General features: G+C 65.9%; 19 protein-coding genes. 8 read left to right on the top strand and 11 right to left on the bottom strand.

What is annotated here, in order from left to right:
- A complete protein-coding gene (locus tag VI234_RS09885) occupies window positions 1-477 on the bottom strand; it encodes a hypothetical protein (protein WP_336329882.1) in 477 nt (158 codons plus the stop codon).
- A gap of 139 nt (window positions 478-616) precedes the next feature.
- Complete coding sequence (locus VI234_RS09890) at window positions 617-1,453, bottom strand: DUF63 family protein (protein ID WP_336329883.1); 837 nt, start codon at window positions 1,451-1,453, stop codon at window positions 617-619.
- 162 nt (window positions 1,454-1,615) lie between these two features.
- Here VI234_RS09890 and deoC point away from each other — a divergent pair, with 162 nt between their 5' ends.
- The gene (gene deoC / locus VI234_RS09895; RefSeq protein ID WP_008310686.1) at window positions 1,616-2,311 is read left to right on the top strand and encodes a deoxyribose-phosphate aldolase; all 696 of its coding nucleotides are present in this window, start codon (window positions 1,616-1,618) and stop codon (window positions 2,309-2,311) included.
- Window positions 2,312-2,361: 50 nt separating this feature from the next.
- Complete coding sequence (locus VI234_RS09900; RefSeq protein WP_008310687.1) at window positions 2,362-3,645, top strand: tRNA (N(6)-L-threonylcarbamoyladenosine(37)-C(2))-methylthiotransferase; 1,284 nt, start codon at window positions 2,362-2,364, stop codon at window positions 3,643-3,645.
- Window positions 3,646-3,688: 43 nt separating this feature from the next.
- Here VI234_RS09900 and VI234_RS09905 read toward each other — a convergent pair whose 3' ends face one another.
- From VI234_RS09905 to VI234_RS09915, 3 genes are all read right to left on the bottom strand, one after another.
- Window positions 3,689-4,075, bottom strand: a complete 387-nt coding sequence (locus tag VI234_RS09905) for a DoxX family protein (protein ID WP_008310690.1) — start codon at window positions 4,073-4,075, stop codon at window positions 3,689-3,691.
- Between the two features lie 33 nt (window positions 4,076-4,108).
- Window positions 4,109-5,023: a cation diffusion facilitator family transporter gene (locus tag VI234_RS09910; protein WP_008310692.1), complete on the bottom strand. Its 915-nt coding sequence runs from the start codon at window positions 5,021-5,023 to the stop codon at window positions 4,109-4,111.
- A 77-nt stretch (window positions 5,024-5,100) separates the two neighbouring features.
- Window positions 5,101-5,637, bottom strand: coding sequence for an HIT family protein (locus tag VI234_RS09915; protein WP_336329884.1), 537 nt, complete (start codon window positions 5,635-5,637; stop codon window positions 5,101-5,103).
- A gap of 243 nt (window positions 5,638-5,880) precedes the next feature.
- On the opposite strand from VI234_RS09915, the gene VI234_RS09920 reads away from it, so the two are divergent.
- Complete coding sequence (locus VI234_RS09920) at window positions 5,881-6,078, top strand: DUF7835 family putative zinc beta-ribbon protein (protein WP_004518623.1); 198 nt, start codon at window positions 5,881-5,883, stop codon at window positions 6,076-6,078.
- A gap of 232 nt (window positions 6,079-6,310) precedes the next feature.
- Here the strand turns inward: VI234_RS09920 and map are convergent, their stop codons facing one another.
- Entirely contained in the window at window positions 6,311-7,207 is an 897-nt protein-coding gene (gene map / locus VI234_RS09925; protein WP_336329885.1) for a type II methionyl aminopeptidase, read from the bottom strand.
- Window positions 7,208-7,250: 43 nt separating this feature from the next.
- Window positions 7,251-8,093 carry an isoaspartyl peptidase/L-asparaginase gene (locus tag VI234_RS09930; RefSeq protein ID WP_336329924.1) on the bottom strand — a complete coding sequence of 281 codons (843 nt, stop codon included), beginning with the start codon at window positions 8,091-8,093 and terminating at the stop codon, window positions 7,251-7,253.
- Between the two features lie 151 nt (window positions 8,094-8,244).
- On the opposite strand from VI234_RS09930, the gene icd reads away from it, so the two are divergent.
- Window positions 8,245-9,507 carry an isocitrate dehydrogenase (NADP(+)) gene (icd, locus tag VI234_RS09935; RefSeq protein WP_008310697.1) on the top strand — a complete coding sequence of 421 codons (1,263 nt, stop codon included), beginning with the start codon at window positions 8,245-8,247 and terminating at the stop codon, window positions 9,505-9,507.
- 140 nt (window positions 9,508-9,647) lie between these two features.
- Here icd and VI234_RS09940 read toward each other — a convergent pair whose 3' ends face one another.
- Complete coding sequence (locus VI234_RS09940) at window positions 9,648-9,875, bottom strand: DUF7860 family protein (RefSeq protein ID WP_008310699.1); 228 nt, start codon at window positions 9,873-9,875, stop codon at window positions 9,648-9,650.
- Between the two features lie 81 nt (window positions 9,876-9,956).
- On the opposite strand from VI234_RS09940, the gene VI234_RS09945 reads away from it, so the two are divergent.
- Window positions 9,957-10,181: a hypothetical protein gene (locus VI234_RS09945; protein ID WP_008310700.1), complete on the top strand. Its 225-nt coding sequence runs from the start codon at window positions 9,957-9,959 to the stop codon at window positions 10,179-10,181.
- A gap of 19 nt (window positions 10,182-10,200) precedes the next feature.
- Here the strand turns inward: VI234_RS09945 and VI234_RS09950 are convergent, their stop codons facing one another.
- Both VI234_RS09950 and VI234_RS09955 read right to left on the bottom strand, forming a co-directional pair.
- Window positions 10,201-10,998, bottom strand: coding sequence for a hypothetical protein (locus VI234_RS09950; protein ID WP_336329886.1), 798 nt, complete (start codon window positions 10,996-10,998; stop codon window positions 10,201-10,203).
- A 37-nt stretch (window positions 10,999-11,035) separates the two neighbouring features.
- A complete protein-coding gene (locus VI234_RS09955; RefSeq protein ID WP_008310705.1) occupies window positions 11,036-11,374 on the bottom strand; it encodes a cupin domain-containing protein in 339 nt (112 codons plus the stop codon).
- A gap of 151 nt (window positions 11,375-11,525) precedes the next feature.
- On the opposite strand from VI234_RS09955, the gene VI234_RS09960 reads away from it, so the two are divergent.
- Together VI234_RS09960 and VI234_RS09965 are read left to right on the top strand one after the other, a co-directional pair.
- The gene (locus VI234_RS09960; protein ID WP_336329887.1) at window positions 11,526-12,050 is read left to right on the top strand and encodes a DUF5817 domain-containing protein; all 525 of its coding nucleotides are present in this window, start codon (window positions 11,526-11,528) and stop codon (window positions 12,048-12,050) included.
- Window positions 12,047-12,397: a hypothetical protein gene (locus tag VI234_RS09965; RefSeq protein ID WP_008310708.1), complete on the top strand. Its 351-nt coding sequence runs from the start codon at window positions 12,047-12,049 to the stop codon at window positions 12,395-12,397. Before VI234_RS09960 ends, VI234_RS09965 begins: the two co-directional genes overlap by 4 nt.
- A 24-nt stretch (window positions 12,398-12,421) precedes the next feature.
- On the opposite strand, the gene hmgA is transcribed toward VI234_RS09965, so the two are convergent.
- Entirely contained in the window at window positions 12,422-13,639 is a 1,218-nt protein-coding gene (gene hmgA / locus VI234_RS09970; protein ID WP_008310710.1) for a hydroxymethylglutaryl-CoA reductase (NADPH), read from the bottom strand.
- An 81-nt stretch (window positions 13,640-13,720) separates the two neighbouring features.
- On the opposite strand from hmgA, the gene VI234_RS09975 reads away from it, so the two are divergent.
- The gene (locus VI234_RS09975) at window positions 13,721-15,217 is read left to right on the top strand and encodes an amidohydrolase (protein ID WP_336329888.1); all 1,497 of its coding nucleotides are present in this window, start codon (window positions 13,721-13,723) and stop codon (window positions 15,215-15,217) included.
- Window positions 15,218-15,292: the final 75 nt, after the last annotated feature.

Here is a 15,292-nt window from a genome sequence, read left to right on the forward strand (position 1 = left end):
TTACAGCCAGGTGACGAGCACCGGGACGAACAGCGCGAGCGCCGTCCCGAAGATGAACGCCGTGAGCGCCCACTGCTGGACAATCTCGTCAGTGTCGTCTCGGAAACTGCCGCCGAAGCGAGGCATGGCCACGCGGGCGAAGAAGTAGTAGATGAACGCGGTGACGCCCGCAGCGCCGACGATGTGCGGTATCAGCGGGACGCCGTTGAGCGAGACTGCCGTCGGAAGCACGGACGAGAGGCCTGCAACGACCGCGCCGTAGAGCAGTGCCGCAACGAGGGCGGTGCCGTGATGGACAACAACGGCGAGGGGACGACTCACTGCCGCCGGGTCGGTGCGGGTGAGTCCGGCCGCGGCGATGTATGCTGGCAGGTACCCCTCGTCCTGTGTCACCATCGGGATGTTCAACAACAGGCCGACGACCGCGCCGGCGACGACACAGACGAACGCCCACTGCGAGAGGGGGTACTCAAGCACGTGTCGTTCCTCGCTCGCGGTGCCAATGAGCGTTGTGTCGCGTGGTCAGATGGTCGCCGGCACGACACGTTCCGGCCTGGGCCGTCTGGCACCAAGACGGACCGCTGGCCGAGACGTTCCGCTGTAAAGGTCGCTACATTCAGACCGGAATAAAGAGGAACAGGACGATGTTGTTGGTGGCCGGACCGATGCCAACGGCGGTCACGAGCGCGAGCAGGAGGCTCGCTTCGACCGGGTCCTCTTCGAGGTAGTCGTCGAGCAGGAAGACGACCGCAACCGCCACGAGCAGTTTGACGAACACGAACAGCCAGCCTTTGCCGAGATACGGCGCTGTCGGGAGCGTGCCAGCGAACTCCATGATGCGTGCCGGGATCGGCGTTCGCTCCGTGATGCCGATGACGTCAGCGCCGACCGCCGTCGAGACGCCGTCGAGCATATGCGCGAACACGACCGTCGGGGCCGCATAGCGCATCCGGACCACAACCGGTGTCCGCCACAGCGCGACCGCAAGCACCGTTACAGCGGTGACAACAGTCGCGACGACGACGGCGACAGTCGGCCAGATGAGCCCCAGCAGGCCGGACTCCAGTGCCATCACGACGGCGATGACGAGCAACACGGTCAGGAGTCCGATACCGATGTACCCCAGATTGCGCGATATCGTCTCGCTGTGGCCGCGCCGGACGCTGAACAGCGTCAGCGTGATCCAGACGACGCCCAGCGTGACGAACGTCGTGAGGTACACCGCCGGTGCGCCGAACAGCGGTGCGACCACGGGCCTGTACGCTTCAATCGGCGGCTGGTGGAACGCGTGGAGCGCGCCGCCGAGTGCCATCCACGGCGTCAGGGCGACCACGGTCCGCTGGTCGATCGGTGGTTCGAGGGCGTACAACAGCGCTGTCACCACGAGCGTGCCCGCAAGCAGCGCCACAGTGTACTCGAGCGGCGGGAGCGCTAACCCCGAAGGCAGTACCATGTCCCTCACGCCGACGCCGACGAGGGAAAACCTTCCGAACGAGACCGACGGCGGGCGCATCGGTACGAGCGGCTATCGCGGACAGCCACTACAGCGGGACACCCGACCCGCACCGTCCGCCGCCCGCCGTCTTTACGTAGACACCGCGTGTCACCCCGCGGTATGGACGACATTCCAGACCGCATCGAGCATACAGTCCTCGGCCCGACGACGACACCGGACGACGTACGGACCTGCCTCGACGAGGCGCTGCAGTACGGGATGCGAGCGTGCATTCCACCGTGTTACCTCCCGCTGGCGACGGAGTACGCGAACGTCCCGCTCACAGCCGTCATCGACTTCCCCCACGGGCAGGGCCAGACCGACAGCGTCTGTCAGGCGGCCAAACTGGCCTGGGACGCCGGGGCCGACGAACTGGATATGGTGTGCAACGTTGGCTTGCTCAAAGCCGGCGCGGACGACGCCGTCCGGGACCACATCACCGAGGTCGTCGCCAGCGTCCCGGTTCCCGTGAAGGTCATCGTCGAAGCGCCGCTGCTCTCTGACGACGAACTCGAACGGGTCGGCCAACTGGTCGCGGACGCCGACGCCGCGTATCTCAAGACCGCGACGGGGTTCAGCGAGGGCGGCGCGACGGTCCACGACGTGGAGATCCTCAGCAAGTACCTCCCGGTGAAAGCCAGCGGCGGCGTCGGGTCGTGGGCCGACGCCGAGGCGATGTTCGAGGCCGGGGCCGAGCGAATCGGGGCCTCCAGCGGCGGTACTATCGTCCGGGAGTGGCAGGCCGAGACAGAGGGCGAGTCGCCGACCGAACCGGAGAGAGAGCGGGACGACGCGGACACAACCGACGGCTACTGACCGGTCCAATCCGTCGCCCTTTTGCCGTCCTGGCGATAGTGTCTGGATGAATGGCCCGGTATCACATCGAGACGTACGGGTGCACCTCGAACAGAGGTGAGACCCAGCAGATCGAGCAGGCGCTCCGGGAGGGCGGGCACCACCCCGCCGACGGGCCGGAGTCGGCTGACGTAGCGATTCTCAACACCTGTACGGTGCTTGAGAAAACCGAGCGGAACATGCTCGCACGGGCCAAAGAACTCGACAAAGAAACGCCGGCCGACCTCGTCATCACGGGCTGTATGGCGCTCGCACAGGGCGAGGAGTTCCAGACCGCCGACGTCGACGCGGAAGTACTCCACTGGGACGACGTGCCCCAGTACGTCCTCAACGGCGAGTGCCCGACAATCACGCCGGACACCGAGACGGTGCTGAACGGCGTCGTCGGTATCCTCCCCATCGCCCGGGGCTGTATGTCCGATTGCTCCTACTGCATCACGAAGCAGGCGACGGGCCGAATCGAGTCGCCCTCGGTCGAGGAGAACGTCGAGAAGGCACGCGCACTCGTCCACGCCGGCGCGAAGGAAATCCGTATCACCGGCCAGGACACCGGCGTCTACGGCTGGGACACCAACCAGGGGACGAGCCTGCTGCCGGAGCTACTCGACCGCATCTGTTCCGACATCGACGGCGACTTCCGGGTGCGTGTCGGCATGGCGAACCCGAAGGGCCTCCACGGCGTCCGCGAGGAACTGGCTCGGGTGTTCGCCAAGCACGACGAACTGTACAACTTCATCCACGCACCGGTCCAGTCCGGCAGCGACGACGTGCTGGCCGACATGCGCCGCCAGCACGCCGTCTCGGAGTACCTGGAGGTCGTCGAAACGCTTGACGACCACCTGGACTACTGGACGCTGTCGACGGACTTCATCGTCGGCTTCCCGACCGAGGAGCCGGCCGACCACGAGCAGTCGATGGCGCTGCTGCGCGAGACCCGCCCCGAGAAGATCAACGTCACGCGCTTCTCCAAGCGGCCCGGCACCGACGCCGCCGACATGAAAGGCCTGGGCGGCCAGACGAAGAAGGACCGTTCGAAGGAGATGAGCGAGGCGAAGATGGAGCTCATGGCCGAGGCCTACGAGGAGATGGTCGGCCACACGTCCTCGGTGTTGCTCGTCGAGGACGGCACCGACGAGTCGCTGGTGGGTTACGACGAGGCCTACCGGCAGGTCGTCATCGCCGACGCCCAGGAGCGCGGCCTCGAAATCGGCGACACGGTCGACGTGGAGATCACGAGCCACAACACCGTGTACGCCTTCGGCGAGCCGGTCGAGCGAGCGCAGGTCGCGGACTAAGCGGGTCGGCAGCCCGAATTTTCAGTCGGAATCGACCGGGCAATCAGTCGCCACTGTATGCCTCGCGGAGGAACGCTATCGCTCCGCCGAACATCGCGAGGTTGCCGAAGAAGGCCAGGCGCTCGCCGCTCCGGTCGTCCGGGTCGGCGTTCCAGAAGTCGTGCATCGTCGGGGTCACGACGGCGAGGAACGTGGCGACGGCCCCGGTCGAAACCCGAGGAAGCCGCCAGAATGCCGTCCCCAGCCCGCCGACCAGCATCATCCCCGAGGCCAGCGGGGCCAACAAATCCGGCGCGGGGACACCCGCAGATTCAGCGTACTCGATTGCGTCCTCCATGTCGCGGAAGTCCTCGGCGGCCTGCAGAGCCACGCCGAGACCGAACAACAGTCGTCCGAGCGCGAGCCAGCTACGTGATGAGTCGTCGCCCATATGCTACAGCATGGCACGGAAGCTACTAAAACGTCACTCCAGATCAGCGAGCCGTTCCACTTCCTCGTCGTCTTTCCACTCGCCGAGTTCCTTCGGGTCGACGTGGATGAACGCGTCGTCGACCTCCGGGAGTTCCTCGATGGACTTGATGACCGCCGTCTCGATGTCGTGGGCCTCGAACAGCGTCAGGTCGCCCTCCACCTCGATGTGGAGGCTCACGTCGATTTCGGGGCCGACGTAGTGGGCGATAACGTCGTGTGCACCACGGACCTGCGAGTGGTCCAGCGCGCGGCGGAGGATTTCGCGCCGGAGGTCCTCCGGCGGTGCGCCGCCAACGAGATAAGTGACGTTTTCCTGTACGACCTCGATACCGGTGTAGATGATGCCGATGGCGACGACGAGCGCGGCCAGCGGGTCGGCGATGGGGTAACCGGCCATCGCGCCGGCAACGCCGACCAGCGCCGCTCCCGCGGTGAGGATGTCGTTGCGGTTGTCCTTCGCCGTCGCAACGAGCGCCGGGGAGTTACGGTCCGTGCCCGCGCGGAGACAGTAGCGATAGAGGGCGTACTTCGCGACGGCCGAGAAGGCGAGCACGAGCACGGCGGCTGGGCCCTGTGTCACCGAGATGTTCCCGGTCAGCAGGGCAGTACCGGCGTTCCAGAGGACGAAACCGCCAGCGGAAAAGATACCCGCGGCGACGAACAGCGAGACGAACGGCTCGATGCGTTCGTGGCCGTGGGGGTGCTCGAAGTCCGGCGGGCGCGTCGTCAGGTACAATCCAGCGACGATGACCAGCGAGTAGGCGGTGTCGGCGGCGCTGTTGACCGCCTCGGACTGGACAGCGAAGCTCCCGGTGGTGAGCCAGACGCTGGCTTTCAGCAGCACGAGGAGGAGATTGACGCCGAGAACGAGCAGGCCGACCCGCCTGAGCGTCGCGCGGCGTGACATTGCTCCCCCGTTGTCGGGCCGCCGTCAAAGCCGCTTCGACACTGAGCTATCCCCGACTGAACTTCCCCGCGACCGCCTCAATTGATGCGGACAGCCCCGTCGTCAGGAGCGGTTGTCCCGTCCTGTGATGCGAACGCAGCGTAGAGCCGGTCGTACGTCTCTTCGACGGCCTCGACGATGACTTTCGTATCACTGATGACCGGCATGAAATTGGTGTCGCCGTTCCACCGCGGGACGACGTGAGTATGGAGGTGGTCGTCAATCGACCCGCCGGCCGCAGAGCCACCGAGGTTCAGCCCCGCGTTGAACGCGTCCGGGGACAGCGCCGTTTCGAGGGCGTCGAACGTCCGCTGTTTCAGCCGGGCGTGATCGAGCAGGGTTTCGTCGTCGAGGTCGCCGTACTCGCCGGTGTGGGTGTGGGGAATGACCATCACATGCCCGGGGTTGTACGGGTAGTTGTTCAGGAGGACGAAGGCGTGGTCGCTTCGTGCCACGAGGTTGTTCGCCCGGTCGTCGTCCCCCGCTTGAAACGCACAGAACACGCAGTCGACGTCGGGGTTCGTCTCCTCGCGTTCGACCCACTCGATGCGCCACGGCGCGAACACCTTGTCCATACCGCCAGTTGTCGACCCACCAGCAAAAACGACAGGACTGATACTGCGAAAGAAGTATATAAAAGTGTTGGCCGTTCACGGTCGTAGACCGGATTCTATAGCCTTAGAGAGACTTTTAAACATTCTCGTCTTCTCTAAGGCAGCAATCCGAAAAAATCGGCCGCTATCTGGCGATAAACAGTGCTGAACGGACCAGAACTGAAGGTGGTTTTTATACTCCTTACCCGGCTTGTATCAGGCGGGATGGCAGCGATAAACGACGGCGTTGACATGGCTGAACACTGTTCGACGTGTGACCGCGAGACACCGCACGCCGTGCGTGTCCAGATACAGACAGAGTCCGATAAACGCGAGAACGCGGCGTTTTCCCGAGAGCCGTATCGGGTCAGCGAGTGTCAGATCTGTGGCACAACCACGTCCACGCGGATGAACAACGCCTGACCATCCCACACACCCCACCCCCACCCCACCGTTTCAGTACGCCACGCGGTCTTTGACTGCGTGGCCACACACCCCCCACCCCACCGTTTCCATACGCCACGCGGTCTTTGACTGCGTGGCCACACACCCCACCCATCACACCCTTTCACACCGGCCACAGAGAGATGTCGCTGTGGATGCTCAAGAAGCGGAGTCCGGTGTCAGTCCAGCGGGTTCGAAGCCGGTGTTCACGCTACCGCGAACGGGTCGTCACTTCACAGCCGTCCTCGGTGATGATAACGGTGTGTTCCTTCTGACTGACGTACGCGCCGTCCTGCTCTTTGAGTACCGGATAGCCGTGGATGATGTCCTGCTGTTTCAGCCGGCGAAGCGCCATCTCCGCTCGCGGCGAGTCAAGCCAGCGGGCGGCGAACGGCAGCGTACGGTACTCCTCGGTGATCTGTTCGAGGACCTGTCGGGCCTGCCGGTTCCGGACTGACCCTTCCCGTTCGAGGGCGAAAATCTCCTCATCGGCCCCTTCCTGCACCTTGCCGCGGCCGTCAGTGGCGAACGGCTCGATAGCGACCACGTCGCCCACGTTGAGCGTCGCGCCCTGTGCCACCTCGCGGTTCGGGATGTTCGGTGACGTGTGCTGCTCCCAGTGACCGAGTCCGTGGCCGGTGAGGTTCACGACGGGGTTGTAGCCGTACCCCTCGATGACCTCCTCGACGGCCGCGCCGATCTGGCCCACGTCGACGCCGGGGCCGGCAACGTCCAGCGCGGCGTCCAGGGCCTCGGCGGGCGCTTCGGCGAGTTCGTCCTGCCCGGAGAGGTCGACCGTCACGGCGGTGTCGGCGAGCCACCCGTCGACGTGGACGCCGATGTCGAGGTTGACCATCTCCTCGCCGAAGGTGGCGTCGTCGTCGCGCTCGGGCGTGGCGTGGGCCGCCTCCTCGTCGATAGAGATGTTCACCGGGAACGCCGGCTTGCCGCCCAACTCCTTGATTTTGTCCTCGGCCCACTGAGCGACTTCGAGATGGGAGACGCCCACCTCGACGCGCTCGGCCGCCTCGTCGCGCACCTGTGCCAGAATCTCGCCCGCTTCGCGGCATTTCTCGTACTGCTCGGAATCGAAGTCCACGTCAGTCATGCACGCCGGTTAGTCGGTCGCGGGCAAAGGGGTTTCCCTCTGGCTATCTCGTCGCGGTCTGCATCGCGGCGGTGTTGCGTTCGGCCCCGGTGTGACCGGCGTGGTCGAGCACGATCACGCCGGCACGCCCGCCGGTGGCGTCCTCGAACGCCGCGATTGCTTCCTCGGCGGCCTGTCGCGGGCCGTACGTGTCGAGCAGTTCGACGGCGTGGCGGGCCAGGCCGAACCGGGCGATGGCTTCCCCTTCGCCGGTCGCGCTCGCGCCGCCGCGGTCGTCCGCGTAGAACCCAGCGCCGACCTGCGGGACGTCGCCGACCCGACCGGCCAGTGCAAACCATCGCCCGGCGGTCGACGTCGCTGCCGCAAGCCGGTCCCCGTCGGTCGCAACCGCGCCGACGGTGTCAGTGCCGCCGAAATGCGTACGGACCCATTCGAGATGGTCGGCGGGGCCACCGTCGGGTGGGTCCGTATCCTCGTATCGCTGTCTCGTCTCCGCCGTCGTGAGGTCGTGACCGGTGTCGACACCCATGCCTGCCGCGAAATCGACGGCCTCGTTACCGGCCAGCAAGACGTGTGGCGTCTCGGTTCCCACACTGTGGGCCACATCCGTGGCGTGTACAACGCCAGACATTGCACACGCCGCCCCGACCTGGCCGGCGTCGGTCATCAGTCCAGCGTCGGTCCGGACCTCGCCGTCGCTCTGGACGGCCCCACCGACGCCGGCGTTGAACGCCGGATCGGATTCGAGCGGTCGAAGCGCGGCCAGCACCGCGTCCATCGGACCCTCCGCCGCCGTTGCCCGTTCAGCGGCGTCGGTGAGTGTTTCCTGCCGAGTGGCCGGTGACTCCGGTGGACTGCCCGCGCCGCCGTGGACGATGACGTGCATGCAGACCTGTTGACAGACGAAAGGCATATGACCTCCGGCTATAGCGATAGTGACGTGCCGGCATGCGGTCGCAGCCCTTTCTTTACGCACTGTGTTACCACATCTGAGGCAAAGCGGCACGCCTTTAGGGGCGACTGTCAATTGGCGGAATATGGGCTACGATTACGACAAAGTGGAGGTTCCCGACGAGGGACAGCAGATTCAGGTCACGGAGGACGACGAACTCGACGTTCCGGAGAACCCGATCATCCCCATCATTCACGGGGACGGTATCGGGACGGACGTCGGTCCGGCCGCACAGAAGGTGCTCGAAGCCGCCGCGAACGCCACCGGTCGTGACATCTCCTGGATGCGCGTCTACGCCGGCCAGTCCGCCCGGGACAAGTACGACGAGAACCTCCCCGACGACACCGTCGAGGCGATCAAGGAGTTCAACGTCGCCATCAAGGGCCCGCTGACGACCCCGGTCGGGGCCGGCTTCCGCTCGCTCAACGTCGCGCTCCGGAAGACGCTCGACCTCTACGCGAACGTCCGCCCGACCTACCACATCGACGGCGTCCCGTCGCCGGTCAAGGACCCCGGGGAGATGGACATGGTCACCTTCCGGGAGAACACCGAGGACGTCTACGCCGGCATCGAGTGGGAGGCCGGCACCGACGAAGTCGAGGAGGTCAAGGAGTTCGTCGAGGACGAGATGAACTTCGACGAAACCATCCACGACGGCCCGGTCGGCATCGGCGTCAAGCCGATCACCGAGTTCGGGACCAAGCGCCTCGTCCGCGAGGCCATCGACTACGCCCTCGAAGAGGACCGCGACAGCGTCACGCTGGTCCACAAGGGCAACATCATGAAGTTCACCGAGGGCGCCTTCCGTGACTGGGGCTACGAGGTCGCCGAAGAGGAGTACGGCGAGAACGTCATCACCGAGGACGAGCTGTGGGACGAGTACGACGGCGAAGCGCCCGAGGACGCGCTCGTTGTCAACGACCGCATCGCCGACAACATGCTCCAGCAGCTCCTGACTCGCACCGACGAGTACGACGTCATCGCGACGATGAACCTGAACGGGGACTACATGTCCGACGCCGCCGGCGCACAGATCGGCGGGCTCGGCATCGCTCCCGGCGCGAACTTCGGCTCGGCCCGCTGTCTCGCAGAGCCGGTCCACGGCTCCGCCCCGAAGTACGCCGGCGAGGACAAGGTCAACCCGACCGCGATGATCCTCTCCGGCCGCCTCATGCTCGAATACATGGGCTGGAAGGACGCCGGCCAGCTCGTTCGCGACGCCGTCGAGGAGACGATCTCCTCCGGGAACGTCACCTACGATCTCGAACGCCAGATCGAGGGCGGCACGAAGCTCGCCACCAGCGAGTTCGCCGAGAAGGTCGTCGAGAATATAGAGAAGCTCGCGTAAGCGAGTCGCGCAGATCACCCAAACTCTCCATTTTTTATCGCGCACAACAGCCGGGACTGGCGAGACGAGCGGTCGTGCTGTCGGGAGAACGAGGCCGTAGCTCGGGAGTCGTTCTATCGAGCGTATCCGTCAGAGAAGGGTTACTCGGTCAGCGGAAGGACCACACCGAACACGAGCGGCGAGAGGAGGCCGACGAGAATACCGAGCATTTCCATGTCGACCAGCAGCGTGTCGCCCCAGGCGGGGAGCGTCCCGAGAACGGCGCTTCCGGCGACTTCCCCCGCGATGCCGAGGAGGAACAGCCCCGCCCCGAGCATGAACCCGCGCTTTGCGAGTGTCGCGTAGTCAGCGTTCCAGTTTTGGCTCATACAGGCCCGTTCTCGTGGGCCTACTAAGCTCTCTCGGATCGAAAGAGCTACATGCGGGTTGACACTGATATCTGCGCATACATGGTTTCAGAATCGATTCCAGAGCTACTCGAACTCCTGCTCTCGACGCTCCTCGCTGCTGGGCTAACCGTAGGAGGAGCACTCACCGAACAGGCCGCTCTCGCCGATCTGTCCGGCGGTATTTCTGCGCTCGCTATCTGGGAGGTTTATATTGGACTGGTTCTCCTGTACGCCGGCTATATGCTCGCCTCACGCCGAGTCCTGCCCGCGCTCGGTAGCGCCTGAATTTGTTCGTTACGGGCGGTTATTCCTGAAGCGACCGCTGGGTCGTATTCGCGACCCACTTCGGCTGTGTCACTGTCGTAGACCCGACGTTTCGTAGCCGCAGGTATTGCGTGACACGGACCTGCTGGTCGCTCCGTTCGGCATCGAATGCCAGCCGAAGCGCCGAGACGGTACCGTCGTGACTGACGCGGAGTCGGACGGAGACGTTGCGAGGGTCGCTCACGAACAGCGGTGTACTGAGCCTGCCAGGGTCCGTGAAACGGGTGCCGACGAGGACGACGCCGCCGTCGCTCCGGTCGGCAACGGAGAGATCGATAGCTTCCCCGATACCACGTATCATCCGGCGCTCCGAGAGGTCCGAGACCGGGCCGTCGTCGCGGACAGTCCACTTGACCCGCTGGGGCCGGTTCGCTCGCTCGTCGTACCGGGCCGCGACGATGGAGCCGTTGGTCCAGTAGTCAATGCGGGTCGTGAAAGTGTTCAGTTCAGTGCCGTTCTGGCGGAACTGCCCGGCATACGTTGTCTTGTTCGCCGCGACGTGGCGTGTGTGGTTAGACCGCCGGAGTACCGTTCCGTTGCTGTCAGTGACCCGCTGGCGGGTGGCCAGCGTGTAGTTCGTCGTCGCGAGCGTCCGCGCGTGGGCGCTGGCCAGCACTGACGGCACCACAGCCTCGTCGCTCACACCCGGCGGATAGCCGGCCCCATCGGTCGGCACCGCTGCCGGCGTGACTGTTTCGGGACTGTCCTGCTGGACGAAGCCCGAGCACCCGGCGAGTACGAGCGCGAGCGTCACGACAGCAGCCACTGCTCGCGTCATTGATTGCGCTACGGCCGCCGGCCCCAAACAGTTGTGGCTAGTCCTGCCAGTCCGGGTTCGATCTGGGCGGACTGAACACGTCGATACCCCGGACCGGTTCCTCGCCGTCGTTGCGCGCTTCGTGTGGCTCCTCACTCGGGACCACGTAGGAGTCGCCGGGGCCGATGACGTACTCCTCGCCGTTGACGTGGAAGGTAAAGGTCCCTTTCACAACGTAGCCGACCTGCTCGTGGCGGTGGCTGTGTTCCGGGACGGCCGCACCGGGGTCGATGTGGAACTGCTGGACGCTCATCTGCTCTCCGACCGCCAACTGTGTCAGGTGAACGCCGTCGACTGCTTCGACTGTCTCACAGGCCGCCTGTGGTACTTCCCTCATGCGCTATGCTGTCGTACCCGGCCCACCTAAGCGTTCGTCCGACAGGGGTGAGCATCGACGCCGTGACACTCGTTATAGAGATCCTAATCCACACGCTGTGGTCGCGCCGCCTGTCGGTGGATTCAGTACCGTCCGGCCCTGACAGAGAGGTATGTACGCGGTCGTCGGGTGTAGTGATTGCAGCGCGCTGTGGGTCACCGAGGGACGGCCGGAGACGACACAGTGCCCGCGGTGTGGCACGCGCCGGAAACACGCCAAGCGGCGGAAGTTCGTCGAAACGGACGACGAGGCCCACGCCCGAGAGGTCCGGGCGTCGATGCTGGCGAACAGACAGGGGGAGGGGGACGCCTTCGCGGAGTTGGATTCCTACGCCGAGATGGAGCGCCAGGTCGACGACGCGGGCGTGGACGACGAGACGTACCTCGAAGATTCGGGGGTGGATACAGACGCCGTGTCGGCGGCCGCCGAGCGCACCGAACAGGGGGCGACGGACGGGTCGAGCCGCAAGGAAACCGTCCTGAGTGCGTTGCGGACCCTCGACGAGCCGACCGAGGATGATGTCGTGGCCTACGCCGAGGAACGCGGCGTCCCGGCGTCGTACACCCGGAAGGCACTGACAAAGCTGGTTCGCGCCGGCAAGGCATCGGAGAGCCGGGGGCAGTACCGGCTGCTATGACCGCGACGCTGGACTTCGAGCCCGGCCCAGTCGCGGTCGGGACGCTTGTCGGTCTCTCGGGATTGCTGTTCTTGCTCACGCCGGTCGTCGAGCCGGTTGCTGTGGGTTCACTACGGGTGAGCACGGTCGCGCTCTCGGCGGTCGTCCTCACGCTCGGATTCGCGCTGGGGACGGTCGTGTTCGCCCGGCGCGGCCGACGGCTGTTCGCCATCGCCCACGGCGTGTTCGCGGTGGCGTGGGCGCTGCTGGTGCTCGGCCCGCTGCTCGGGCAGGAAGCGCTCCTGCTCGCTGGCGTCATCGTTCTCGTTGCGGGGGCCGGCTTTCTGGTAAGCCAGAGCCGGCAGTGATAGTGCGCCGCCGGGAAGCCGGGGCTACCGCCCGAGGTCGGCGTGCGCCGAGGAAAGGTGCCGAGACGAGAGCGCCGCGAGCAGGGAGAGTTCCCCAGCAAGCGCGCCAGCAGCGATGACCTCCGCGAGCGCGTCGGCGTTACTGCCAGCAGGGTCGCCGCCGCCGCTGTAGCCAAGCACGTCAAGCGCTTCGGACTGCGTGGGGAGACCCGTCCCGCCGCCGACAGTGCCGACCTCCAGCGATGCAATGGTGACAGAGGCATACAGGCCGTCCTCCCGGGCGTCGACCGTCGTGATAGCGTTGCTCCCCTCGACCACCTGCGCGATGTCCTGCCCGAGCGCGAGGAAGGCCGCGGCGACGACGTTGGCGGCGTGGGCGTTGAATCCCAGCGCGCCGGCCTTCGCCGAACCGACGAGGTTCTTGCGGGTATTTGCCTCGACGATAGCGTCGGAAGTCGTGTCCAGTCGCTCCTCGACCTGCTCGTGGGGGATGAGTACGTCGGCGGCGACAGTCCGACCGCGCCCCTCGACAGCGTTGATAGCGGCGGGCTTCTTATCCGAACAGAGGTTGCCCGACAGCGCGACGAGGTCAGCCGGCGTCTCGGACTCGACGACGTCGCAGGCCGCCTCCGTCGCGATGGTAGCCATGTTCATCCCCATCGCGTCTTTGGTGTCATACGAGAACCGCAGGAAGACGCTGTCGCCGACGACGTAGGGCGTCACGTCCTGCAGTTCGCCGTGGCTGGTCGTCGATTCGGCGGCGTCGGCGAGAGCGTCGACGTGCTCGCGGACCCAGGCCGACACCTCGCCCGCCTCGGCCACGTCTTCGACACGGAACACCGGGGCGCGGGTCATCCCGGATTTGAGCACACGAGCGGTCGCGCCGCCGGCGTTTCGGATGGTCGAAACACCACGGTTGACGGAGGCCAACAGCGCGCCCTCGCTGGTCGCCAGCGGGAGGTGGTGGTCGCCCTCGGCGGCCCCGCCGTCGACGGGCAGCGGGCCGACGACGCCCATCGGGACCTGCGCCGCACCGACCATGTTCTCGATGTTGCTCTCGGCGTCAGCGGCGTCGAAGGTGTAGTCGCCGACCGCCGAGAGATCCGCGCCGGTCTCCTCGGCCAGCAGGTGTCTACGGGCCGCCGCCGCAACGTCGGGGTCGGCGTGGTCTTCCAGTTCGTAGAGCCGCAACTCACCGTCACGAACGCGCTCCGCGAGCGCCGTAGCGTCGGAGTCGGTCATACTGACCGGTGTGGCTTCGGGACTCCTAACAGTTGCTCTTGGCGGGCCAAGCGTTTTGCAGTCGCCGCTCGCCGAGTTTGTATGGTCGACCGCGTATTCACGAACTGTGAGGTGCGGCCGCTGTCCGGCGACGGTCCGGCATCGGCGGTCGCAGTGACGAACGGAACTGTCACAGCCGTCGGAGACCCGAACGAACTCTCGACCGCGGGTGCCGAGACCGTCGACTGTCGCGGTGGCGTTCTGTTGCCCGGCTTCGTCGACGCCCACACGCACCTCGACATCGTCGGCCGGCGTGCAGTCGAGGCGGACCTCGCCGAGGCGGACGGCCCGGACGACTGCATCGACCGGCTGCTGGCGGCCGACGACGGCGAGGGCTGGATACTGGGGTTTGGCTACGACGAGAGCGACTGGGACGGGGACCTGCTGCAGGCGGCGACGCTGGACCGGGTGAGCGCTGATCGCCCGGTCGCGGCCGCGCGCGAGGATATCCATACGGTGTCGGTAAACCACGCCGCGCTGGACGTACTGGACCTGCCCGACGACGGCGTTCGGACCGAGGACGGAGCACCAACTGGCGTGCTCGTCGAGGAAGCCGCCGAGGCCGTCTTCGACGCTATCGCGCCCGACTACACGCAGACCCGGGAGTACCTGCTGGCCGCACAGGAGGTGGCTCTCTCAAAGGGAATTACCGCCGTACACGACATGGTGCGGCAGTCTCACGCCCCGCGAGTGTACCGCGACCTAGACACCGAGGACGCACTCTCCCTGCGGATTCGGCTCAACTACTGGGTAGACCACCTCGACGCCATACGGGAACTCGGACTGGTGACGAACCACGGGAGCGACCGAGTGCAAACGGGCGCGATCAAGACGTACATCGACGGGTCGCTCGGGGCCGGCACCGCGCGGCTCCGGGAGCCGTACGCCGACAGCGACAGCGTCGGCGAGTGGCGAACGGACCCAGATGCCCTCCGGGAACTCGTGTCAGCGGTCGACGACGCGGGCCTCCAGTTCGCCGCTCACGCCATCGGCGACGCGGCTATCGACGCGCTGCTTTCGGCTATCGAATCAGTCGACGCCGCGGATGAGCGCCACCGCGTCGAACACGCCGAGGTGCTCACCGGCGACCTGGCGGAGCGACTGGCGGCGTCGCCACTGGTCGTTTCGGCGCAGCCGAACTTCCACCGCTGGGCGGTGCCGGGCGGCCTGTACGACGAGCGACTCGGCGAGCGCCGCGCGCTGACGAACCGGTTCCGCGACCTCGTGGATGCCGGCGCACAACTGGCCTTCGGGAGCGACTGTATGCCGCTTTCCCCGCTGTACGGCGTCGAGCAGTCCGTCACCGCGCCGGAGTCGAACCAGCGGCTGACAGTTGACGAGGCACTCCGGGCGTACACCAGCGGTGCCGCGTACGCGGGCTTCGACGAGGACCGGATGGGCACGATTACGCCGGGATCGGTTGCGGATTTCGCCGTGCTATCGGCCTCTCCGTGGGACGTCCCGAATGCGGATATCTCGGACGTAGCCGTCACGCTGACCGTCAGCGACGGCCAGACCGTGTTCGATTCCGGCGAGTAAGTCCGACAGACGGTAGTATCGACGCGTCACGTTTCCTGTTTCTCAGTAACAAACAACATAATTCGACAGTACGGG

This window comes from Haloarcula sp. CGMCC 1.2071 (genome assembly GCF_037078445.1).
Lineage (GTDB): Archaea > Halobacteriota > Halobacteria > Halobacteriales > Haloarculaceae > Haloarcula > Haloarcula amylolytica.